General features: G+C 52.7%; 17 protein-coding genes. 9 read left to right on the top strand and 8 right to left on the bottom strand.

What is annotated here, in order from left to right:
* Positions 1-764 precede the first annotated feature (764 nt).
* Both MCON_RS06045 and MCON_RS06040 read left to right on the top strand, forming a co-directional pair.
* Complete coding sequence (locus tag MCON_RS06045) at positions 765-1865, top strand: DUF1646 family protein (RefSeq protein ID WP_013719127.1); 1101 nt, start codon at positions 765-767, stop codon at positions 1863-1865.
* A 157-nt stretch (positions 1866-2022) separates the two neighbouring features.
* Positions 2023-3195: an RNA-guided endonuclease InsQ/TnpB family protein gene (locus tag MCON_RS06040; protein WP_013719126.1), complete on the top strand. Its 1173-nt coding sequence runs from the start codon at positions 2023-2025 to the stop codon at positions 3193-3195.
* A 1-nt stretch (position 3196) separates the two neighbouring features.
* Here the strand turns inward: MCON_RS06040 and MCON_RS06035 are convergent, their stop codons facing one another.
* Complete coding sequence (locus MCON_RS06035; protein ID WP_013719125.1) at positions 3197-3673, bottom strand: bifunctional nuclease family protein; 477 nt, start codon at positions 3671-3673, stop codon at positions 3197-3199.
* Between the two features lie 28 nt (positions 3674-3701).
* On the bottom strand, positions 3702-6863 hold the full coding sequence (gene ileS / locus MCON_RS06030) for an isoleucine--tRNA ligase (protein WP_013719124.1): 3162 nt from the start codon (positions 6861-6863) through the stop codon (positions 3702-3704).
* 129 nt (positions 6864-6992) lie between these two features.
* On the opposite strand from ileS, the gene MCON_RS06025 reads away from it, so the two are divergent.
* The gene (locus MCON_RS06025; RefSeq protein WP_013719123.1) at positions 6993-7964 is read left to right on the top strand and encodes a replication factor C small subunit; all 972 of its coding nucleotides are present in this window, start codon (positions 6993-6995) and stop codon (positions 7962-7964) included.
* Positions 7965-8009: 45 nt separating this feature from the next.
* Here the strand turns inward: MCON_RS06025 and MCON_RS15130 are convergent, their stop codons facing one another.
* The 3 genes from MCON_RS15130 to MCON_RS06010 all read right to left on the bottom strand — a co-directional run bounded on the left by MCON_RS15130 (position 8010) and on the right by MCON_RS06010 (position 12599).
* Positions 8010-11327: a PAS domain S-box protein gene (locus MCON_RS15130; RefSeq protein ID WP_083804678.1), complete on the bottom strand. Its 3318-nt coding sequence runs from the start codon at positions 11325-11327 to the stop codon at positions 8010-8012.
* Entirely contained in the window at positions 11272-11970 is a 699-nt protein-coding gene (locus MCON_RS06015; protein WP_162145003.1) for a cyclase family protein, read from the bottom strand. Before MCON_RS06015 ends, MCON_RS15130 begins: the two co-directional genes overlap by 56 nt.
* A 344-nt stretch (positions 11971-12314) precedes the next feature.
* Positions 12315-12599 (bottom strand): peptidylprolyl isomerase, encoded by a 285-nt coding sequence (locus MCON_RS06010; RefSeq protein WP_013719120.1) that lies wholly within the window; start codon positions 12597-12599, stop codon positions 12315-12317.
* A 155-nt stretch (positions 12600-12754) separates the two neighbouring features.
* Here MCON_RS06010 and MCON_RS06005 point away from each other — a divergent pair, with 155 nt between their 5' ends.
* Positions 12755-13372: a 2,3-bisphosphoglycerate-dependent phosphoglycerate mutase gene (locus MCON_RS06005; protein WP_013719119.1), complete on the top strand. Its 618-nt coding sequence runs from the start codon at positions 12755-12757 to the stop codon at positions 13370-13372.
* Positions 13373-13408: 36 nt separating this feature from the next.
* On the top strand, positions 13409-14353 hold the full coding sequence (locus MCON_RS06000; RefSeq protein ID WP_013719118.1) for an HPr kinase/phosphorylase: 945 nt from the start codon (positions 13409-13411) through the stop codon (positions 14351-14353).
* A 31-nt stretch (positions 14354-14384) separates the two neighbouring features.
* Here MCON_RS06000 and MCON_RS05995 read toward each other — a convergent pair whose 3' ends face one another.
* Positions 14385-16190, bottom strand: coding sequence for a YgiQ family radical SAM protein (locus MCON_RS05995; RefSeq protein ID WP_013719117.1), 1806 nt, complete (start codon positions 16188-16190; stop codon positions 14385-14387).
* Positions 16191-16414: 224 nt separating this feature from the next.
* A complete protein-coding gene (locus tag MCON_RS05990) occupies positions 16415-16669 on the bottom strand; it encodes a hypothetical protein (RefSeq protein WP_048131994.1) in 255 nt (84 codons plus the stop codon).
* A gap of 76 nt (positions 16670-16745) precedes the next feature.
* Here MCON_RS05990 and MCON_RS05985 point away from each other — a divergent pair, with 76 nt between their 5' ends.
* The 3 genes from MCON_RS05985 (at position 16746) to MCON_RS05975 (ending at position 20396) form a co-directional block, all read left to right on the top strand.
* Complete coding sequence (locus tag MCON_RS05985) at positions 16746-17378, top strand: acylphosphatase (protein WP_013719116.1); 633 nt, start codon at positions 16746-16748, stop codon at positions 17376-17378.
* 412 nt (positions 17379-17790) lie between these two features.
* Entirely contained in the window at positions 17791-18936 is a 1146-nt protein-coding gene (locus tag MCON_RS05980) for a right-handed parallel beta-helix repeat-containing protein (RefSeq protein ID WP_013719115.1), read from the top strand.
* Positions 18937-19082: 146 nt separating this feature from the next.
* Complete coding sequence (locus MCON_RS05975; protein ID WP_083804753.1) at positions 19083-20396, top strand: IS4 family transposase; 1314 nt, start codon at positions 19083-19085, stop codon at positions 20394-20396.
* Positions 20397-20586: 190 nt separating this feature from the next.
* On the opposite strand, the gene MCON_RS05970 is transcribed toward MCON_RS05975, so the two are convergent.
* On the bottom strand, positions 20587-22452 hold the full coding sequence (locus MCON_RS05970) for a threonine--tRNA ligase (RefSeq protein ID WP_013719114.1): 1866 nt from the start codon (positions 22450-22452) through the stop codon (positions 20587-20589).
* Positions 22453-23005: 553 nt separating this feature from the next.
* Here MCON_RS05970 and MCON_RS05965 point away from each other — a divergent pair.
* Positions 23006-23950, top strand: a complete 945-nt coding sequence (locus tag MCON_RS05965; RefSeq protein ID WP_157863695.1) for a hypothetical protein — start codon at positions 23006-23008, stop codon at positions 23948-23950.
* The last annotated feature ends 22 nt before the right edge of the window (positions 23951-23972 follow it).

Here is a 23972-nt window from a genome sequence, read left to right as displayed (position 1 = left end):
TATGCGGCGACGCCTCGGATGCCCCGTCTGCTTGCAGCGGGGTGCGTCGCCGCCGTTTCACTGGTGTAGCGTTTGGAGTCAACATCTGAGGAGAATGGACGGGAGAATTAAAAAATCAAAGGTGAACGAAGATGTATGCAGGCATAGAAACCGCAAGCATAATAGCCTCGATTGCAGCATTGACGAGCTGGGGCTTATCTTTCGCGGCGATCAATAAATACCTTAGATCGCACGCCACCCATGACGACAATGGGTTTTACATGCTCTTCTCCATATTTGCAAGTCTCGCAGTGGCAATAGCAGTTGCAGCCGGAAGTAAGCTGTTAATGGTACAGACTGCTCCCACCGGCATGCGTTTGGTGACAACGGCAGATATCATTTTGGCAATAGCGGTGGTATTAATCTGGGGCATATCCTTTGTAGCCATAACCAGGCACTTGAAATCGCATTCCACTCAAGCTGACAATGGTTTTTATATACTCTTCTCCACTGCGACGAGTCTGGCTGTAGCGATAGCGTCTGCCGCAGCCGGAAGCGAGATATTGAAGATGCTGAACTCTCCTTCCACCATTGGTTTGATGACAACGACTAACATCGCTTTGGCCGTGGCAATAGTTGCGACCTGGGCCGTGTCATTCGTGGCCATAACCAGGCACTTGAGATCGCATTCTACCCAAGCTGACAATGGATTTTATATGCTCCTATCGGCTGCGGCGAGTCTGGCTGTGGCCATAGCGTCTGCCGCCGCAGCAAGCAGAATCTCGATGCTCCAGACTGCAACGGTCAATCTGGGCTATGGCATAACAGCGGTCGATATTGGTTTGGGATTGGTAGCCCTGGCAGTGCTGATTGGACCCTTTACCGTGAAGAAGATCGAGCATAACCTCGAGGCATTCTTATTTGTGATGGGAGTGCTCTCCGTCACCATAGCCGGCGTCTGGGAGATGAGGCTGGTGGAAGAGGCGGTTATGGAGCCGGTGGTAAAGGGCATCGTGCCTGCGGTGCTGGTGGCAGGGATGGCCTTCCACTACGGCCGTAGCCGAGCTCAGAGCGCAATGAGCTATGTCCTGGATAATGTATCCATTAAAGCAGTCGCCTTTGTGATGATCGTCGGCCTGGGATTAGTGTCCAGCGTCATCACCGCTATCATCGCTGCCCTTCTGCTGGTGGAGCTGGTCAATTGCATGCCTCTGGAGCGCAAGGACAAGATCAACCTGGTGATCATCACCTGTTTCGCCATAGGACTGGGAGCTGTGCTCACACCGCTGGGCGAGCCGCTCTCAACCATTGCCATATCCAAGCTGCAGGGGCCACCATATAACGCCGGATTCTTCTTCCTCTTCGAGAAGCTGGCTTTATACGTAATTCCGGGGGTTCTGGCCCTGGGAGTGCTGGGCGTATTATTCACCGGTAAGGCGACCAAGCAGGAGTGCGTTACAATGGTGGAGGACACTGAGACTCTGAGAGATGTGGGCGCGAGGGCTGCCAAGGTTTACGTATTCGTGATGGCCCTCCTCCTATTAGGCGCCGGCATGAAGATCATCATCGATAAGTACTTCACAGCCATACCGTCCGAGGTTCTCTATTGGGTGAACATGTTATCGGCGATCCTTGATAACGCCACATTGACTGCGGCGGAGATTGCTCCCAGCCTGACCATAGGTCAGATCACCGCGGCGCTGATGGGGCTATTGATCGCTGGGGGCATGCTGGTTCCAGGAAACATACCCAATATCATCGCCGCGAACAAGCTGGGAATAACATCAAAGGAGTGGGCTCGCCTGGGAGTGCCTGTGGGATTAGTACTGATGCTGGTCTACTTCGTGTGGATCTTCTACATACCCTTCGGCCCGTTAGCGGGCTGAAATTTTTTTTTTGGGGTTTTGTTTATATTTATTTTAGTATGAATTCAATGGCACTCACATAAACACAGGCTGGAAGCCCCGCTCTTCAGGGCGGGGAGGAAAGCCGCAAGTAGCCCACCAAAACCTTTATATCACTTAGTGAATATACTGCCTACTGATGACTGAGCAGGTGTTAACCGTCCAATGCAAGTTAAGTCCAACAGACTCCCAGGCCGAAGAGATGGAGGATACTCTGAAAGCCTTTGCGGATGCCTGCAATTGGATAAACCAGAATACGCCTGCTAAGCTCAGAAATAAGGTCCGTATTCAGGGCATTGTATACCAAGATGTTCGAGCTAAGTTTGGTCTTTCTGCCAATCTGGCAATCAGGGCTATCAATCGCGTTGCATCTAACCGTAAGACTGCCATGAAGGATCATTCATCAGTTAAGAACTTTGAACCAACCAGTATAGATTATGATACTAGGATCTTTGCTTTAAGAGAGAAAGACGAAGAAGTCAGCGTGACTCTTCTTAGATCGAGACAACGAATCAAGTTGGTTCTAGGCGACTATCAGAGAACCAGACTCAAGGATTCTAAACCGACAAGCGCAACGCTTTGTAAGAAAGGATCTGAATACTATATCAGCATCCAGGTTAAAAGCGAAGCACCGGAGCAGATACATGTTGATACAGTTCTAGGTGTCGATCTTGGTATAACTGATATAGCTGTGACCTCCGAAGGCCAGAAGTTTGGCGGAAAGACTATCAAGCTAATCAAGAATCATTATGCGTCTATGCGTGCTGTTCTTCAACAGAAAGCCGTGAAAGGTACAAGGAGTTCAAGGCGAAGATGCCGAGAGCTTCAGCAACGACTATCAGGCAAAGAAGCGCGTTACCAACGGCAGATCAACCACGAAATCAGCAAAGCCATTGTGACCAGAGCCCAGGAGATTCCTGCCAAAATTGCTCTGGAAGATCTAACCGGAATTAGAGAAGGCGTCAACCAGAAAGCAGGAAAAAACCATAGACGAAAAGTCAGTGGTTGGGCCTTATACCAGCTTAAGGAGTTCCTTAGCTATAAGGCTCTCGCGGCGGGTGTTCCTCTGGTTCTGGTGGACCCCGCATACTCCAGCCAGACGTGCCATCAGTGCGGTGAGCATGGAATCAGGAATGGCAAGAGCTTCAAGTGTCCTGTGTGTGGTTGGTCTGGCGATGCTGATTTCAATGGTGCTAAGAATATAGCTTTCTTGGGCCGCTATGTAGACCGGCCTGGAGGCTCGGAAGGACTTCCAAGCATCAAGGCTGTCCTTTCAGGGCTACTGAAAGCTCCGGTCTTTAGGCCGGAGTAGTTTACTGCAAATAGTTCTCGATGCTAATCAGCTTCTCAGCATCGCTTTTGCTGATGCTCGCATCCGCCACCACCCTCTCCCGAACCTCGATCGATGCCTTTGCCCGTAAGGCCAGGGCCAGGCAGTCGCTGGGCCGGGCATCTATCTCATTTTTTTTAGAGTCGCTCTTGATGGTCAGCCGTGCATAGTAGATTCCCCCGTCCAGGTCGTCGATCAGCGCATTGGTGATGCTGGCGGACAGGCTCTCCAGGGTGGAGATGAACAGATCGTGAGTCATAGGCCTGGGGGCCAGCTCTCCAGACAGGGCATGATGGATGGAGATGGCCTCGGACAGCCCCACGAATATGGGCACTATCCGTCCCTTCTCATCCTCCAGCAAAACCACTGGCGCGGGATTGCTCTCATCCGATTCCGCTATGTAAACCCCTTTGACCCTGACCGGGACTGGCGTTTCCATGAGATCCTCATGATCGTTCATCTTATAAAACTCCGACGATCAATATCCATCACGCCCTGTCTATGCCTATGTGCATGCATACGCCCTCGACATCCCAGTCCTTAATCAAAGAGCCCCGTATCTGCAGTCCCAGACCCATCTCCAGTTCTGCCGCCCTAACCTCTCCCGCGATGTGCTCTTTCCCTGAAACAACCAGATCGAGTATGGTCTTGCTCTCGATATCCACCACCGCTCGGATCTGATCCTCTACTCTCAGATCCAGCTCCTTTCTCATATCCTGAATGCGCCGGATGATCTCCCGGGCATAGGCCTCTGCCTCAAGCTCCGGGGTGAGGGCAATGTCCACATATACAAATCCCCGGGAGAACTCCGCGGCCGGCAGGTTCTTCGGAGGAAGCTCCCGGAATTGCACCATCTCTGAGGTGATCGCAAACTCCCGGCCCTGATGCCTTAAGGTCGCCTGGCCGCTGCCGTCCAGATCGGCTTTAACCCCAAAGGGCTCAGCGGCTGCTATGGCCTCTACCACCAGCTTGGCCTCTCCCTTGTACACTGGCCCGATCTTCTTATGAACGGGAGCCATCTCCAGATCCATCCTGGGCTTCTCTCCTGGAGAGAGCACAGTAATCTTTTTGGAGTTGGTCTGCCCCCGGAGGACATCCTCCAGGCCCCCCAGGTCCAAAGCCTCTTTGGAGGGGGCGATTACAATCTCAGAAACCGGCCAGCGTAGCTTTCTCCCGCCCTTCTGCCGGGCATTGGAGGCGGCCATAGACACCTCCCTCACCAGATCCATGCTCTCCTCCAGGCGTACGTCTATCAGTCCCTTATCGCCCTCTAGCCAGTCGCACATATGAACTGAAGGCCTGGCATTCTCGTCCAGACCCCGCACAAGGTTCTGGTAGATGGACTCGGCGATGAAGGGGGTGAACGGAGCCATAAGCCTAGCCAGCTTCGTCAGCACCTCATAGATGGTAGCATATGCAGCAAGCTTATCCGGATCATCCTGCTCAATCCAGGTGCGGGGCCGGACCAGCTGGATGTACCAGCGACTCAGGTCCTCTAAGATGAAGTCGGATATGGAGCGGACGATGCGGTGAAGCTGATAGCCCTCCATCTCCGCGGTGATCTCTTCCGCCAGGCTGTTTACCCGGGAGAGGATCCAGCGATCCTCGGGACGCAGGCTGCTCTTGTAAAGGTCCAGATCCGCCCGTTTCAAGTCGAAATCGTCCAGAACCATATAAGGCAGGGCAAAGCGATAGGCATTCCAGAAGATATTGATCATCCGGCTGGTGTTCTCCACCGCCTCCCAGGAGAAGTGCAGATCCTCCCAGGGGGCATTGGCTCCCAGGACATAGAAACGCAGAATATCGGCACCGAACCGCTCCACCACCTCCTCCGGCTGGACGATGTTCCCAATGCTCTTAGACATCTTCCGACCCTGGTCATCTAAGGTGAAGCCATGCATGAGAACGCTCTTGTAGGGCGCCCTGCCAAATGATACCATTGAAGCCCCCAGCTGGGAGTAAAACCAGCCGCGTGTCTGGTCGTGCCCCTCGGTGATGAAATCCGCCGGCCACCATTCGCCAAACTCCTCCTCGTGGCTGGGGAAACGGAGGGTGGCCCAGGAGGCCACTGCGCTGTCAAACCATACATCGAAGACATCTGGTGAGCGCAACATCTTCCCCCCGCAGGGACAGTCCAAGACAATAGCATCCACATCCGGCCGGTGCAGATCAGCTATCTTTTTGCCTGACCTCTCCTCCAGCTCCGAGGCGGTTCCTATAACTTCCATATGGCCGCAGTCAGGACAGGTCCAGATGGGCAGGGGAATGCCCCAGTACCTCTGCCTGGAGATGCACCAGTCTCTGGCATTGCTTATCCAGTCGGCAAACCTCGCCGAGCCCGCCCACTCCGGATACCATTTCACCCGGGAGATCTCATCGAGCATCTTATCTCGAAGATCGGATATCCGGAGGAACCACTGGCTGGTGGCGATGAATATTATGGGGGTCTTGCAGCGCCAGCAGTGGCCATAGCGGTGGGCGAGCCTCCCCTGAGCCAGCAGCTTATCCCTCTCTTCGAGATCTGCGATGACGTTGCTGTCCGCCTCCTTGACATACTGGCCCAGGTACTTCTCTCCCGCCTCGGCAGTGTACCGTCCGTCCCCGCCTACCGGGCAGAATATCTCCAGATGGTGGTCCAGCCCGAGCTCATAATCCTCAAGGCCGTGCCCGGGAGCGATGTGAACGCATCCTGTGTTCTCAGCGGTGACGAAGTCTGCGGCATAAACGCCATGCTCTATCTCCTTCTGTCTGGGCACCAGATCGAGCAGAGGATGCTCGTACTTCAGTTTCTGCATATCCTTGGCTGAAAGGCCCTGCAAAAGCTCGTAGTCCTGGTAGCGGCCCGTCCTGAGGACTGAATCGACCAATTCTGAGGCCATGATCAGGATCTCGGATTTGCCATCCTTCCAGGCCCTGACCCGAGAGTACTGGAAGGAGGGATTGACTGCCACCGCCACATTGGCGGGAATGGTCCAGGGGGTGGTGGTCCAGATCACTATGTAGGTGTTCTCCTCCCCGATCACCGGGAACTTGACGTAGATCGAGTAGTCGGTCTCATCCCAGTATTCCACCTCGGAGTCAGCGATGGCCGTCTGGCAGCGGGGGCACCAGTTGACCACCCTTGAGCCCCTTTCAAGAAGGTTATGCTCGTGCGCCTTCTTCAGCGTCCACCAGGCAGCCTCCAGATACTCGTTCTTCAGCGTCATGTAGGGGTCGTCCCAGTCCATCCAGGCCCCTAGAATCTTGAACTGGGCTGTCATGTCATCTTTCTGGCGGAGGGCGAACTCTTTGCATCTCTGGATGAACTTGTCCACCCCATAAGCCTCGATATCCTTTTTGTTGCGGAAGCCGAAGGACTCCTCTACCTTAACCTCAATGGGCAGGCCGTGCATATCCCAGCCCGCCCGGTCCTTGACCTCAAAGCCGTTCATAGACCGGTAGCGGAGCACGGCGTCCTTGATCACCTTGTTCCAGGCGGTTCCCAGATGAATGCGGCCTGTGGTATAGGGCGGCCCATCCACAAAGAAGAACTTCTTGCCGCCCAATCTCAATTCCCGAACTTTGCGGTAGCTATCCGCTCGCTCCCACAGCGATCTGACTTCATTCTCAAGATCTTGCGCATTATACTGTCCAGCCACCTCAGAGATCACTTGCAATCCTCCGAAAAACGATTTGCATGCATGTAGCACCTCTATATTTAGCCTTCGTTGTCCCATTATAGAGAGGAGATTTAGGGAGGAATATTGATATACAGATAGCCAAAACCAATAATTGAGGGGTTGTATATCAAAGAGGAGATCTGGATAGAGAAGTACCGGCCGGAGAGGCTGGACGATATTGTGGGCCAGGACGAGATTGTCCGCCGTCTGAAGTCCTATGTGAAGACGCGAAACCTGCCCCATCTTCTATTCTCCGGGCCGCCAGGGGTGGGCAAGACCGCTGCATCCATCTCCATTGTCAAAGAGATCTTCGGCGAGACCTGGAGGAACAACTTCATCGAATTGAATGCCAGCGATGAGCGGGGCATAGATATCATCCGCCACAAAGTCAAGGACTTCGCCCGGATGGCGCCCCTGGGAGAGGCGGATTTCAAGGTTATATTTCTGGATGAGGCCGATGCCCTGACCAACGATGCCCAGAGCGCTCTGCGCCGGACTATGGAGAGATACTCCGCTACCACCAGGTTCATACTCTCCTGCAACTACTCCTCCAAGATCATCGAGCCCATTCAGTCCCGCTGTGCGGTTTACCGCTTCAAGCCCCTCTCTCCTGAAGCGGTGACCAAGAGGATCAAGTTCATTGCCAGTGAGGAGGGACTGCGGGTTTCAGATGGAGGTCTGTCCGCTATAGAGTATGTCGCCGGCGGAGACATGAGAAAGGCAATCAACGCCCTGCAGGCGGCAGCTCTCTTGGGCGACGAGGTGGACGAGGAGACGATCTACCAGATCACATCCACCGCCAAACCGGAGGAGATCAAGAGCTTCATCAAGACCGCAATATCTGGAGATTTTGTGGGAGCGCGCGCAATACTGGATGATCTCCTGCTATCCAAAGGGCTCTCCGGCCAGGATGTGGTGATCCAAATCCACCGGGCTATGCTGGACCTGGATGATATCGCAGACAGGGATCGGGTAAAGCTCATCGACCGTATCGGAGAGATCGATTTTCGCATGACTGAAGGAGCAAACGAGAGAATTCAGCTCGAGGCTCTCCTGGCCTACTTCGCCCTGATGGCTTCAGAGCAGAGATGAGCAGCTGAATTATAATTCTGTAGCATATTGAACCAGTCAGGGGGCTCAGCCATTGAAAACCGGCATTCTGCTATGCATAAGAGCCGCTTTCAGCTCCTCAATTCTCACCGGTTTGGCTATGTAGTCATTCATCCCCGCATCGAGACACACCTCTCGATCCCCTTTCATGGCATGAGCGGTCATGGCGATGATGTAGGGCTGATGGCATGCGGTGCTGCGTATGCTCCTCGTGGCCTCCAGGCCGTCCATCTCCGGCATCTGCACATCCATCAGCACCACATCATAAGGCCTGCTCTCAAGTGCTGCCAGAACCTCCTGGCCATCAGCAGCGATATCAGCCGTATATCCCAGCCGCTCCAGCATTCTTATAGCGACCTTCTGATTGACCAAATTGTCCTCGGCAAGCAGTATTCGCAGGCCTTTTTGGATCTCTTGATCGGACAGATCGAGGGTCAGGTCAGGCCGATCCCCATGGAGCTTCGGATAAGGCTCGATGGAGGCCTCGGCCTGGATGGTGAAATAGAAGCTTGAGCCCTCTCCAGGAACGCTCTCCGCCCAGATTCCACCTCCCATCAGCTCAGCCAGATGCTTGCAGATGGCAAGTCCCAGTCCCGTGCCTCCATACTTGCGGGTGGTGGAGGCGTCTACCTGGCTGAAGGACTGGAACAGCCGGCTCATTCGGTCCTGGGATATGCCGATCCCTGAGTCCGTCACCCGGAACTGGATCTCATGGCCGTCCTCGACTGGAAGAGCGGATACATCCAACCGGACGAAACCCTTATCGGTGAACTTAACGGCATTTCCCAGGAGATTGACCAGTATCTGTCTGAGCCTGGTCATGTCGCCCATCAGATATCTGGGAACCTGCGGCTCGACTTCATAGCTAACGGAGAGGCCCTTGCGAGAAGCGTCCTCTGCCACCAGGTTCAATGAGGTCTCCAGGCATTCAATGAGGTCAATGCGCTCCTTCTCCAGCTCCATCATCCCTCCCTCGATCTTGGAGAAGTCCAGGATATCGCTAATAACCTTAAGCAGAGAGTCACCACTGCTGTGGATGGTCTCAATGTAGTCCCTCTGCACAGAGTCGATGTTGGTATTGAGAAGCAGGCTGGTGAAGCCTATCACCGCATTCATAGGGGTCCGGATCTCATGGCTCATATTGGCCAGGAACTCTGACTTGGCCTTCGTCGCCGATTCCGCCCTTTCTTTGGCATCGCGCAGGTCCTGCTCCACCTTCTTTCGCTCAGTGAGGTCGGTGCTCACAGAGATTATTCCTATCCGCCTTTGCCTATTATCGCATATCGTGCTGAAGATATACGAAGCAGGGAACCGGCTGCCATCCTTTCTTTTAACCAGGTACTCGCATTCCAGGTAGCCTTTGGCCAGGATCTCTTTCGTCACCATCTCCACGTTATATTTCATCTCCGGAGGAAGGATGGTATCTTTAATGGACGCGCCCAGCACCTCCTCCGCCTTCCACTGGTAGAGCGATTCGGCAAACCGGTTCCAGTATATGATCCTGCCATCGAAATCAGTAGCAATAACAGCATTTCTGACCTGGTCGAGCAATGAGGCCTGAAATGCCACCCTTTCCTCTGCCATCTTCCTCTCGGTGATATCCTGGCCCTGAGCAATGGTGGCAATGACACGCCTCCCGGCCTCATCATATATATTGGCCGAGTTCCAAAGGACGGTTCTTACCTCTCCATTCTGGTGGCATATGGGGATCTCCACTGCGTTCCAGCTTTCCCCGGAGAGGGTCCTCTCGATATAAGCGAAAGACTCCGTCCGGCTCTCATCGGGAAAGAGGATTCCCAGCGATCGACCCAAGACCTCATCCGCCCGCCAGCCTGTCAGCCTCTCGAAGGCATGGTTGAACCTGGTGATGCAGAAGTTGGGGTCCCAGACGATGATGGGGGCGTTGGCATGGCTGAGGAGATTATCCAGATAATCCCTGGTTTCCCGCAGGTCGGCTGCCACCCGCTTGAGCTCCTCGGAAGAGCGCTTTTTTTCAGTTATGTCGTTGCCGATGCACAGAACCTCTACAACCTCTCCCCGCTCGTTTTGGACTAGCCGGTGGGCCCAGGCAATCCAGACCAGCTCTCCATTGGATCTTATGTTCTCCGCTATATGAGTGGAGCATTCTTCTGGATTCTCCCTTATATGCCCGATTATCGCCTTGAGGTTGCAACCTATGCCTCCTGGTGGAAAGATGGTCTCGGTTACATTCCGTCCCAGGATATCCTCCTCATTGTAGCCGAAGAAATGCAGGCCGAACTTGTTGATGAACCTGATAGCTCCGCTGGTATCCACTCGGATGATGACGCTGCTTGAGGTCTCCACCAGCTCCCTGTACTTCTCCTCGCTCTCCCTGAGGGCGGATTCCGCTTTGAATCGGCCGATGAATCCTCCTATGGCGCTGGCCATGGTCATCAGTATGAAAGCCACACTCCAGCTCCAATCCCTCTCCAGCCTATAGTCCTCGAAACCGATGAAACCCCAGAATCGGTCGGTAGTGAATATGGGGACGATCATGAATGATCTCACCCCCATCGTCTCCAGCGGTCCCCTCGCCGACGGGGGCAGGTCGCGGGTTCTTCCCCAGATGGGCATTCCTCCGGAGAGGATCTGGAACCATTGGGGAATGGAGCTGTATGCCTCGTAGCTCAGATCTGGATGGCGAATCTTGGCCGAGCGTGCATCTCCATCATTGCCGGATATCCATTCATACCCAAGCGAGATCTGATCTCTTCCCTCCTCGTCCAGATAATGCTCAAATATGCAGGCCCTGTCCACATTGGCCGAGCAGCCCAGTATCTCCAGGGACAGATTAAGGGCAACATCCATCTCCCGAGAGATCAGGAGCTGGTTTGTAGCCAGGGCAGCTCCTGCCATGATCCTATCTCTCTCGCGCAGATCGTCATTTCGGCCTTGATGCTCTATCCAAAAAATTGCATTTTCAGAGGGAGGATTATTATCATGCACCTGCCCAGAAGAGGGATGCGCTTCTCTAAATGTGATTATGGATCTGCCTTCATAGCCCTTCCCCTGCATAGTAGCAATGGAGTACTCAATTCTCCTTCTCTGGAGATCGACATCTCCTCGATGGATCGGGCCATCAGCGCTCTTCGCGGTCTTTAGGATGCCTGAGCACAGGTCCTTCAAGACCCCGCCCTTGCCACAATTCAGCTCTTCCAGAGATCTTGCCATCCTCTCTGCAGCAGGGTTCGAATAGAGTATCTCCCCGGATGGATCGCAGATGCATATCCCATCCTCCAGTATCTCCAGGGTGGACTGAAACATCCTCTCAGGATTCATGAGATCGCCCCACCAGGACCGCCCGGACGGGAGCGGCCTCAGCATCTTTTATCTTCAGGGGAAGGCAGATCAGCCAGTATCTGCCAGGGGAAACGGCAATAAGATCGATCCCCTCCAGGATTAGAACGTCGTTTTTCAGCAGGATATTGTGAACGGGGAGGGATTCATCCTCATATCGATCCACTGAGATATAGTCGATTCCCACCAGGCTGGCTCCCAGACTGACGCATAACTCTGCTGCAGGGGGAGAGAGGGAGACGTATTCATCCTGGAATGTGGGGTTATGCATCAACCCCTGGAAGGAATTGCTGGTCTTAAAAAGGATGGCCTCACCTCTCTGGATATTGACATCCTGCAGCGCCTGGGCGGGGACGGCATCGATTTCCCGGACGGCGATCACCCAGGCAGGAGTGATGAACCTTTCCGGTGGATAGCTGTCCAGAGGGAAGCCGTCCCTCAGTATATGAGAGGGGAAGTCAATATGAGTTCCCGTATGGGAGCCCAAAGAGAGAACAGAGAGGCTATAGTTGGATCCCTTCCCAAGTCCCGCCATCCACTGCCTGGAGAAGGGACTGTCTCCGGGATAATTGGGAGCTATCTCTATCGGCGCGCTGATATCATACTGCTCTTTGCTTAGCAGCGCTTCATAGAGGCCAGGCACTGATGGCTGAGGCAATTGACATCCCAAATCTTTTTTGGCCTCTCTGTTCATAAATATTTCTGCCAATTGGCATCTTCAAAATAGGATATGCTTGCAGTGGCCATCCAAAAAAAGATGCACTGAATGGATATGTTCTCCCGGACCAATCCATTCTTGCCGGCACCGGCTGCTTTAGCCCTGCAGTTCCGGCGAGATCAATCATTATGGCTCTTCGCTGAATTATGTGGGTGAGTTAAGTCAGAGAATATGGCCTTTTGTTCCTCTGTGTCTCTATGTTTGGGTCAGAGCATAGCGTTTCACCACAGAAGGCACAAAAGATACAGAGTTTTTGCGATTCAAGTTCACCCATTCTAAATAGCGAGGAGCCATCATTATTTCTTGTCCAGGACCCGGATGAGGTGATAGCCAAACTGAGATTTGACCGGCCCGATGATCTTTCCTTTCTCCCCTTCGAAGGCGGCCTTTTCAAACTCCGGGACCATCCTGCCCTTGCCAAACCAGCCCAAGTCTCCGCCACTCTTGCCGGAAGGGCACTGGGAATATTTGCGGGCCATCTGAGCAAAGCTCTCCTGGCCGGATGCCAGCAACTCTTTGACCTCTAATGCCTTCTTCTCCGTTTTGCACAGGATATGTGCGGCATGGACTTCTTTCGTCATAGCACGGAGTTGATGGGGAGATGGGATAAAAAGATAGGGGTCTAGAGATCTGCTGCTGCAATCTCATGCACCATTCCCCGCTCGGCCCTTCTCCAAGACCGCCAGAAATATCCATTAAAAGCCTCTGGATAAAGCAGCAAGGCTAGGTTATTGCGTTGTCAAGGCTGGTATTGCTCAGGCACGGCCAGAGCCTCTGGAACCGGGAGAGAAGGTTCACCGGCTGGACAGACATCGATCTCTCTTTCCAGGGAATCGAGGAGGCCCGCGATGCCGGGCGGATCATGAAGGGAGCGGGCATAACGATTGATGTTGCCTATACATCCCTTTTGAAGCGGGCCGTCAGGACCATGTGGATAGTCCTGGGTGAGATGGACCTGACGCGGATTCCCGTCATCAAGAGCTGGAGGCTAAACGAACGCGCCTATGGGGATTTTGAGGGTCGGAGCCTGGATGAGGCGGAAGAACTGTATGGCGCTGAGCAGGTGCGAAGATGGCGCAAAGGATTTCTCCATCGTTTCCCTGCCCCTTCATCAGAATCCCTGAAGGATGTACAAGAGCGTCTTCTGCCCCTCTGGCAGGGCCAGATCGCAGCCGATCTGAAAAAAGGGAGAGGCGTTCTTGTGGTCTCCCATGGCAACACCATCCGTGCCCTTGTTAAGCATATTGAGGAGATCTCCGACCAGAATATCGAAGAGCTGGAGGTTCATACCGCTTCCCCCATCCTCTATGAGCTTGACGGCCGGCTGAAGCTCATGAAGCGCATCGATCTATAGCATATCGGAAATGGCATGAATTCGAGAGGGTTGCAGATGGCATACGATGTTATTCACATATCCATGGAGATGAAGGAGGAGCTGGTTGATCGATACACCAGCCAGGTGCTCTATGAGATAAAATCGGAGATATATGGATGCTGCATCAAGCTTTTGACCGGCATCCCATCGATCAAGGACGCCTGGGAGGAGAGCTTCTATTCGGCATCGCAGAGCATTCGCTCCCACGGCCGGCTTTATGTGATCAGGGATCAGGATGTGGGAGAGAATCAGGTCCTGTACAACCCCCAATCCAGAACGGCATTTCTGATCAACATGGACTATTACGGCTGGGTCAAGTCCCTGGCCCTGAGCGTGGCGGGAGATATCCTGGAGGATTATCACAACATCTATTCTGTTCATGGAGCCTGCCTGGATATGAGGGGTCAGGGGATATGCATATTAGGTGGATCGGGTGCGGGCAAGACCACCCATACCTACGGCCTGCTGCGCAACCCGCGGATGCGAGTGGTCTCTGACGACTGGTTCTTCGGAAGGATATTCGGTGATGATGTCTTAGCATATGGCTCAGAGAAGAACTTCTATATCCGGGCTGATCTGGCTGAGATCTGGAAGGAGTTTGCCGGTCTGGTTGATAAGGCGTCCTTTGATTCCAAGGGGCGAGCAGTGGTGGACCTCCGCCAGGCCATAGGAAAGGGGCGCATAATGCCCCTGACAACCATTGAGAAGGTGATCTTACTCAAGCGAGACCCTGAACAGGAGGAGATCGTACTCCCCTTGGAGGGGGATCAGGCTCTGGCTATTCTGGAGGAGAATGGCTACTATAATCCTCATCTTCTAGTGCATAACGAATTCAAGGCCAATCGGCGCAGCCGCTTTTTCCGGACGCTCTTTCTCCACTCAAGGGTGATTGAGGTGAACACCACCGGCACCCCCGAGGAGACTCAGAGAAGGATATTGGAGATCTTAGAGGAGAAATGAGATTGATCCAGGATTCTGTTCGAGACTGGTTTTAATGCTTTGCTCCTCTATATCGGGACGGAATGAGGCATTTCTCTCCCTCTCCTATGAGGTCTTTCCTTCCTATCCTCTCCAGCCCCTCCCGGACAAGATCGTAATTCCCTGGATCTCTGTACTGCAGCATAGCTCTTTGGATCCTCTTCTCCTCCCCCCGGGGAATGTGAACCGGCTGGAGGGTGAAGGGATCCAGGCCGGTGTAATACATGGCAGTAGAGATGGTCATGGGTGTGGGGGTGAAGTCCTGCACCTGCTCGGTGTACATGCTGTTATCGCGCAAATACTCCGCCAGCTCGACCATATCGGCAATGGTGCAGCCAGGATGGCCTGACATGAGATAGGGGAGAATATACTGCTCCCTTCCCGCCGCCTGCGAAGCCGCGCGAAACCTCTCCCTGAAGTCGTCCAGAACCTGGCGGGGAGGCTTATGCATGCACTCCGTAACCGTTCTGGAGATATGCTCCGGGGCGATCTTCAGGTGGCCGGAGACATGGTGCCGGCAGAGGTCCTCCAGATAGCCCGACCGGTCCGCCATCACCAAATCATGCCTAATCCCCGAGCCGACAAAGACCCTCCTCACCCCGGGAATGGCCCGAAGCCGGCGCAACAGCTCCACCTGGAGGGAGTGGTCTTTCTCTAGGGTGGGGCAGTCCGCGCTGCAGAGCCTGTCCGGACATGCCCCCTGCTTCCAGCGGGGGCAGACCAGGCCGTACATATTGGCAGTGGGACCGCCCACATCCTGAATGATCCCCTTGAATCCGGGCATCTGGGCCAGCCTCTCTGCTTCCCGGACGATGGAGCTTATGCTTCTGCTCTGCACAATCCTTCCCTGGTGATGGGTGAGGGCGCAAAATGAGCAGGATCCAAAGCAACCCCGGTGGCTGGTGATGGAGAAGCGGACCGGCTCTAATGCAGGAATGGGCTCCCGATAGGAGGGATGGGCCTTTCGGCTATAGGGAAGTTCGTAGATTTGGTCGAGTTCTGCCGTACTGAGGGGAAGAGCGGGCGGATTCTGGATGACCACCGTCTTGGGATGGGGCTGGACCACCGCCCGGGCGTGATAGGGGTCCTGCTCCTTATAGTGGGCGGCAAAGGCTTGGGCGTACTTTCTCTTATCCCCCTTGACCTCTGCGAAGCCGGGGATGATAACAGCGTCCTGACGCCCAGCCTCTCGCCAGCGCCGCACCTCCTCTTTAACCGCGGTTCCGGGGACATCTCCGATCTGGGCGATCTCTTCCCCGGCATTCAGGCGCCGGGCCACCTCCAGGATGGGCTTCTCCCCCATGCCATAGACCAGAAGGTCGGCGGGGGCGTCCGCCAGGATGGACTGGCGGACAGAGTCCGACCAGTAGTCGTAATGAGCGAACCGGCGCAGGCTGGCCTCGATTCCTCCCAGGACGACAGGAACATTGGGAAAGAGGGAATGAACCCGGTTGGCATAGATGATCGCCGCCCGGTCCGGCCGGAGCAGGCGGCCGCCAGGGGAGTAGACATCCCGGCGGCGGCGCTTGAGGTTGGGGGTGAAGTTGTTGACCATGGAGTCCACGTTGCCGGAGGTTATGCCAAAGAAAAGGCGGGGCCGGCCCAGCCGGAGGAGGTCCTCATCTTTTTTCCAATCGGGCTGGGCGACAATTCCCACGGCGTAGCCCGCATCCCAGAGGACCCGGCCCAAAAGTCCCGACCCGAAGGAGGGATGGTCCACATAGGCATCTCCGCTGACGAGGATGATATCGAACTGCTCGATGCCGAGGTTTTTTGCCTCCTGTATAGATATGGGCAGGAAAGAGGGTTGCTTTATCATGTCAGCTTATGGAAAGGCCTTGGGGCAACATATACCCTTCGAAGGCAGGTTTAGTTATCAATTTTAATTGGCTTAAGCAGTTTAATGGGATTTAATTATCATTCCATTCCTGTACGGAACACAGGGTGACGCAAGAGGTATCAGGACTGATTTCACATCTGCAAGTAAGTTATTCAAATATCCATAAAAGTTAGCTACGTAGTATGTGCATCTAACACAATCGATCAGGATGAGCCTGAGAGTTTGGAGTATTTTGCAGAGAAGATGCTTATTCCTAAATCCCGCGTAGGCCTGGAGAACCACCTCTCCAGCCGCAATCTGTGGATGGGCGTATAGGCGGACGACCGCTTCCGCTGGCAGGAAGATGGCTGGCAGATAAAGACAAGTGTATATGCCAAGCCCTCGTCTCCCGCAGCTTTGACAGCAACGCAGTGCTGCAGATCCAGATCGACATCAACGATGCCGTGCACCGCGCTCATGATGGGCTCTTCACAGTCCGGCCTGATGGGAAGGAGCAGAAATTATAATACAAAAGAGGACAATCTTTCATTCCAGATGAAGCTCAAGATCACAATCACAGGCCCTAAGGTCCACGACGTCGGATACCGGCCCTGGCTCACAGAGAAGGCTGTTGATCTGGCCCTCAGGGGCTTTGAGGTCTACAACGACGCAGAGGGCGATCTGCAGTCAGTCGTGGCCCTGGTGGATAGCGACAAAAGACGTGCCACCCAGTTCTTCGAGTTTGCCAAGGCCGAACTCCCGCCTTTAGCCAGGATTGACGATATAAGGTCAGAGCCCTACGATGAAGAGATACAACCTTTATGGCAGTCGGCCACCCTGGGGACATTTGTGCAGATAAACAAGGCTGTCCCTATACTCCAGGAGATGAGGGAAGATCTCCGGGAGGTTAAAACGAATACGAATCTCATCCCAGAGATCGCGGAGAATACCCGACTCATCCCAGAGATCGCGGAGAATACCCGACTCATCCCAGAGATCGCGGAGAATACCCGACTCATCCCGGAGATCGCGGAGAATACCCGTCCCATTCCGGAGATCGCAGAGAAGCAAGATGTGATCATCGACGAGATCAGGGGCTTGCACCGGGAGATGACCTTCGATGCCGGCTGGAGGGCGAGGATAGAGAGCGATATCCAGGCGATAAAAGCCAAGATCGGCATCAGATAGACCCTAAGACCAATTCAGGCAAAGATCCTCAAGAAGGGAAATTCATAACGTTCTCTGGGCCTGGCAACTGTGATAGATCTTTGACAATCGATAGCCCCTCGCTTTTGAGAAACGTATTTTTCCGTAACCTGGCCTGACGGCTGCGCAGGTGCATCCGAGGGGCAGGGAATCAGCCGGAATTACTCCCAGTTCTGCATTAAGGACGATTCGGTATTGAGGAGCCAGCAAGAAGGCCATTGCGCACTTATGATCTGAAACCATTTGGGCGATAGGCACCTAAAATCCTCTAAAGGCAAGCTTTAAGCTTCAACTGTCCTGTGCGAGAATTATACCAGAGATAAGTCTTAAGACAAGAAAGACCATCGTAGTATTTAAATCCAATAGGGATACAAGAAGCTATGAGGGGAAGGCAATGAGGGAGAGTCGAGTGCATCCAGCTATGCTGGCAGTCGCTATCATCCTTTTGGCATCAATAGCCGGTGGGACAACTCATATCGTCCGCCAGGGAGAGAGCCTCCAGGGGGCCATAAACCGGGCGGATTCCGGAGACACTATAATCGTCCGGGAAGGGGTCTATCGAGAGAGCCTGAATATAACTCGGCCGATTGTCCTGGAGGGCAGGGGACGGCCTCTGCTGGACGGAAGCGCCATTGGCAACGCATTAACCATCAATGCGGATGGGGCAAAGGTATCCGGCTTTGAGATCAGAACTACTCGACGAACTGGGGTCCATGTCCTCTCTGGAGGGAATATCATAGAGAACAACAGCATCTCCGGTTGTCTGGACGGCATTCGCCTGGAAGGGGCCCATTCCAACATCATTGCCAATAACAGCATAAACAACAACACCAACGGCATAACCCTCTACAGCTCAAAAGAAAATCGGATACAAAATTGCGATATCCGGGACAACTACATAAATGAGGAGAGCGACTGCGGCATATTTCTCATCTACTCCTCAGGTAATGTCATCCAGGATAATCAGCTGAGAAATAATGGCGACACCTCCATCTCGCTTCGCTCTGCCAGCAACAATTCGATCATAAACAATACCGTCATCGAGAATGATTGGTATGGCATTTCTCTGTCTGAATCCAGCAACGGAAACCGGATTGCATACAACAATGCCAGCAACAATATCGATGCCGGCATATACCTGGACTGCTCCCGGAACAACCACCTCCTGGGAAACCGGGCCGTGGACAACAGCAAGGGAATTTATCTCTCTTATGACAGCAATGACAACATCCTTGAGGAGAATTATCTCTCCCAGAATGGGAAAGGGCTCTATCTGGCAAATCATGCCAGCAATAACACCATTTTGGGCAACACCGCCCAGGATAATGGGTATGGCATTTACCTGACCTTCTCCTCCCGCTGGGATCTGGTATATGCCAATCATCTCATCAATAACGGCTGCAATGCCTATGACCGGGGGGAGAACAATCGCTGGGACAATGGAAGCCAGGGGAACTATTACAGCGATCTGGGAGGGAAGTTCTACATCCCCGGGGGACCGGGGATTGACAATCACCCCCAGGCGGAGCCCACCGGCTGAAGATCAATTTCCCTGCATGCGTCTTCGGTTAGCAGATCATTCCTAGCACAATCGTTATAAATGCACATTAATTTATCTTCTGGAATAGTTCATCTAATAAGATTTATATGGAATATGTGATACTATATTCAATCCAAGGGATTAGCATGCGAAAAGGAGTATCACAAATTGAGAAAGATATAGTCGAGCAAGAACTAACCAGGATGTTTGAATCCAAGTGGATTCGAGATAAAGCAAGAGAGAGCGGATTGATCGAAAGAGAAAGAAAGATTGATCCAGTGATAATGTTTTGGACTCTCGCTATCGGCTATGGCTCACAGTTGTATCGAACTATAGTGGAGTTGAAACGCGTTTACGAAGTCAGAGGGAAAGTATCAATTTCAGACAGCAGTTGGCATGATCGTTTCACTCCAGAACTGGTAAAATTTCTCAGAGAATGTGTGATTCACGGCATAGAGCACATTTCTGAAGAACCCAGTAGGATTTTGGGTGACCGTCTAGCTAGCTTTCGGGATGTAATGATTCAAGATAGCACTATTATTCGGCTTCATAAAAGCCTTGCTGATAAGTGGCCAGCCACTCGTTCCCGAAAAGTGGCTGCAGGAGTAAAAGTGGCATTTTTAACAAGTGCCATAGCCAATAGTCCAAAAAGCATTTCGATACTGCCTGAGAATACCAACGATGTAAAGACCTTAAAAATAGGTCCCTGGGTAAAAGATATAATATTATTAATAGATCTAGGATTTTACAAATATCAACTGTTCAGCAGGATAGTTGAAAACGGCGGATCCTTTGTCTCTCGCCTCAAGAGCAATGCAAATCCCTTAATAGTAGGAACAAATCAGGTACGCAATACCCGTGGCGTTGATCTAAACGGGAAACATTTGAAAGATATTAAACTAGAAAAATCCGATGATATTTTTGATGTAAATGTGGAAGTATCATTTGACCGAAGATCCTATCGCGGCGAGAGCAAAAAAGATAATAAGATATTTAGATTAGTCGCCATTTATAATACCGAAGCAGAAGAACATCACTTTTATCTAACTAATATTTCATCAGATATATTAAATGCTTCAGAGGTTGCAGCGGTTTATTCTGGGAGATGGGAAGTCGAACTCATCTTCAAAGAATTGAAGAGCAGATATGCGCTAGATCAGATAACAACAAAGAGCCCATACGCGATTGAGGCCTTAATCTGGGTCTCAATTTTGACGCTTCTTGTCAGCAGAAAATTGTATTCGATAGTGCGAAAACTAAATCCCGGTGCCAAAATGGTTCGCTTTACTCAATTGAGATGGAGTAACATCTTTGTCCAAAATTCCTCGCATCTATTGTCTGCGATATTGGATTACCTTGGAATAGAGCATGATTTCTCTACAGTCTTAAATGTGTGTTCAAGTGAGGCACTTGATCCGCATGTCAATAGAGAACGATTCAGGGAGGGATTGTGGTCTTAACCGAAGACGCATGAATTTCCCTGCTAAAAATCCTCTTCCCCATGCTTCTCTTCAACCTCTTTCTGACTTCTCGCCGAGGAGCGAAGCGATATGAAGTTATATTTGCAAAAGAGGGATGGACCATACTCTTCTGATCCATCCTGCCCTTTTACCTGGAGGGCTGTGCTCTTTGCTCTCGCTCTTGAATCCTTCAGATGAACCTGGGCCTCTCCGAGAGCCTCATGGCCATAGGCAGTCTGCGCCAGGGCTTTCCTTTTGTCTCTCCAGTGAGCCTCTCTTTGAGCTCATCCACAGTCATGCTCTTCTTTGCCGGCGACTTGGGGGTGGATTCGCTGCGAATGGTGACGGCCAGCCGACCGGACTGGAGCTCCTCGTCCCCGATCACTGCCACATATGGCACCCATTCCCTTCCAGCATCGCGGATCTTCTTGCCCACGGTCTCGTCCCTGTCGTCAATATCTGTGCGGAAGCCGAGAATCCCGGCCAGGGCAAGAGCCCTCTCCTGGTGGCGCTCAGCCACCGGTATGATTCTCACCTGGGTTGGAGACAGCCAGGTCTCGAGCATGGGCAGCTTGCCCTGAAGAGATAGTCGGGCCGCCTTCTCCAGTATGGCGTACATAACCCTCTCTATCGCTCCGGAAGGAGAGCAATGCAAGAGTATGGGCCGCCTTCTCGCACCAGACTCATCGATATAGTTGATATCGTAGCGCTCGGCATTCTCCACATCGATCTGGACGGTGGAGAGGGCGCTGGCCTTGTCCATGGTATCCACGAAGTTGAACTCGAACTTGAGGACGAAATAGAAGAACCTCTCATCCCACATCTCGATTAAGACCGGCTTTTTGATGATATCCACCAATCCAGCAATGAACTCCTGATTCTCCTTATAAAAGTCCCGAGTGAACCTGATGGCCACCTCATAGTCTTCAACCTCCAGGCCCACCTCCTTCAGGACGCTGATGCTGGCGAGATACTGCTTCCTGAACTCCTCGATGGCGGAATGCATATCCCGGCTCATGGTGTGCATATCGGGCATGGTGAAAGCCCGCAGGCGGCGGATGCCCACCAGCTCCCCCCGCTGCTCGCGCCGGAAGCTGTATCTGGTCATCTCTATCATCTTCAGGGGCAGGGACTTGTAGGATATGGACATGTCATGGCCCATCAAGAACTGGCCGAAACAGGCGGCGAAACGGAGGAAAAGCTTTCTCTTGTCCGAGTCGATCTGATACTGCCGGGCGGGAAAGCGGTCCAGATACTTTTTCAGAGTGGGATGCTCCATATCGTACATGATGGGGGTCTCCACCTCCATGGCGCCCATGTCCGCCGCCTTCTCCAGTACCAGGGTCTCCAGGAGGGACTTGACCAGCCTGCCTTTGGGGTAGTAGCGCATGTTGCCCGAGTCGGAGCCAGGCTCGTAGTCCACCAGCTCCAGCCGTCTCATCAGCTCCACATGGGGCGGGACCTTGTCCACTGCTCTCGCTTTGGAGATCTCGTAGTTGGCGAACTTCTGCAGGTTAGTGTGCCCCTCGAAATTGAACTTGTCTGCGTCCACCAGCTTTCCATCCAGATCTAAGACCCTCCAGTAGGATACCGCTTTGGCCTCAGACTTAAGGGCCTCGGATACCACCTCACCCTCGCCCAGCCTTATGGATCGGGAGAGCTCGGAGAGCGGATGGCCCTTGCAGCTGATGGTGAAGGCTTTGTACCAGCCGAAGGGGGCACGCATGACCTCATAGTTCTGGGAGAGGACATCTGCCATTCCCTTGAGTATCTTGACTGCCGTGGCCGGGGTGGAGAGGCTGGAGCTCAAGTGGGCATAGGGATAGATCATAATGCGGTGGGCCTTGACCTGGCCGGCCACATCTGCTACCTGCTTTGCGCCCTCGGCGATCACAGCATCGGTATCGTCCTCGTCGAACTTCTCCACGGCGATGAAAGCGCATAGCGCCTCATCGAGGCGGCCTTTCTTGGCCGAATCTTCGACCTCTTCTGCCAGCTTCGTGGGCCTCTTGGCCTCGAACTCAATGAAATCCGAGTGAATTAGGAGCAATTGCAATATCGGTCACCTGAACTCTTGAAGGATGAGTGTGGGTGTAATTCAATGTTTCTATCTAGCTCCAGGTGCTCCAGAGGAGAAAGCCTCCTGCTGCCAAGGATCGGGCGTCTGAAGCGGTCCTCTCTCACCCTGCCAAACGCCAGGCTTCCGAGGTGAAGCTTTGATCGTTCCGGGAGAGAAAGCCTTAAATATAAACAATTGCCGTATATAGTAACGGCAAAAGTCGATTTATTTTCTCTCCCTCCATACACTTGACTTTTGCCACCCTCTCTTCATCATTCATAGGCAAAGAAAGCTGGATCGTGCAGATTAAGGGAAGGCCATTGAGAATTAATCTCCCATTCCAGCATGGCAGTTTTTCTTTCCGGATTGGGATTGATTGTCAATATAGGCCTAATGTGAAGAATAAGGCTTTATCTTTGGGCCGCCATTTCATCATGGATTCAGAAGAGGTACCATGAGTAACCCTCACTTGGATCTGATGAAAAAGTGTTGATGATATGCTACGGGCAAAAGCAGCAGCTTCTCGATAGCATTGTATATGGTGATTGATATGAAACGGATTAGAGAATTAGTCTTCGTTTACTTATTTATTCTCGTCATATCGCTGGCGGGAAGTGCCTGGGCTGCGGATGGACCGGGCGTAGAGCTGAGGCCAGGCGAAGCAAGAGCAGAGATGCTTTTCAATATTGGGATCGGTGAAAAATGGATCGGTGGCGATCCACCATCCAAAGATTCCGATTCCATATACGCTCAGTATTACTCGATGGCTAAAGCCTCCTCTGCCAGAAAGCATCTTGAAGCTCCAAAAAAGAGCGACATCAAGGATCTGACCCCAGCCACGGTATATTTCACCTACCAGATGAATGCCATGCCATTTGACCAATATCGGTCTTATGCCACCTACACCGGCGACAATTCGCTGTGGATACAGGGCTCCTCCAGCTGGACTCAGTATGCAAAAGCTCCAGGGGGATCCGCTCTCTCTTTGATTGTCATATCATCCGCCGGCGGCCAGGGAGTCCTGTATGAGATAAATCCTGATGGAAATCTGAATAAGAACTCATTCTACTTCTATCCAGGGTACAATCAGATGGACTTTTATGCCGATTCCATCGGCCAGCACATCCTGTTCTATACAATTGACGGTCTGGTCAGCAATTCGGTCGTCATCGATGTTACGGGCTACTACCAGCCACCATATCAGCATCCTCTTCTATCCACCTATCCCGGAAGTCAGGTTCAGCCTCCAGAGTTGCAACCATCTCCAGCCGACGTAGAGGTGACGATAATATCGGAGGAGATGCGCGGATATCAGGTATTCGTTGACGGCACATTTATCGGCACAGAGGGCACCGGAGGAGACGCCCTGGATGGGAGGTTCATCTTTGGGGTGGCTGGCGATCGGAACCATGAAATAAGAGTCTACGATGGCCAGTACAGTTACCTGAATACCATTTACTTCCCTCGGGGAATGCAAAAGATAATCAATGTGTAGCCAGGATTTAAATTTTAAATTA

The organism is Methanothrix soehngenii GP6 (assembly GCF_000204415.1).
GTDB classification, from domain to species: Archaea; Halobacteriota; Methanosarcinia; order Methanotrichales; family Methanotrichaceae; genus Methanothrix; species Methanothrix soehngenii.
This window is presented reverse-complemented; position numbering and strand designations above follow the sequence as displayed.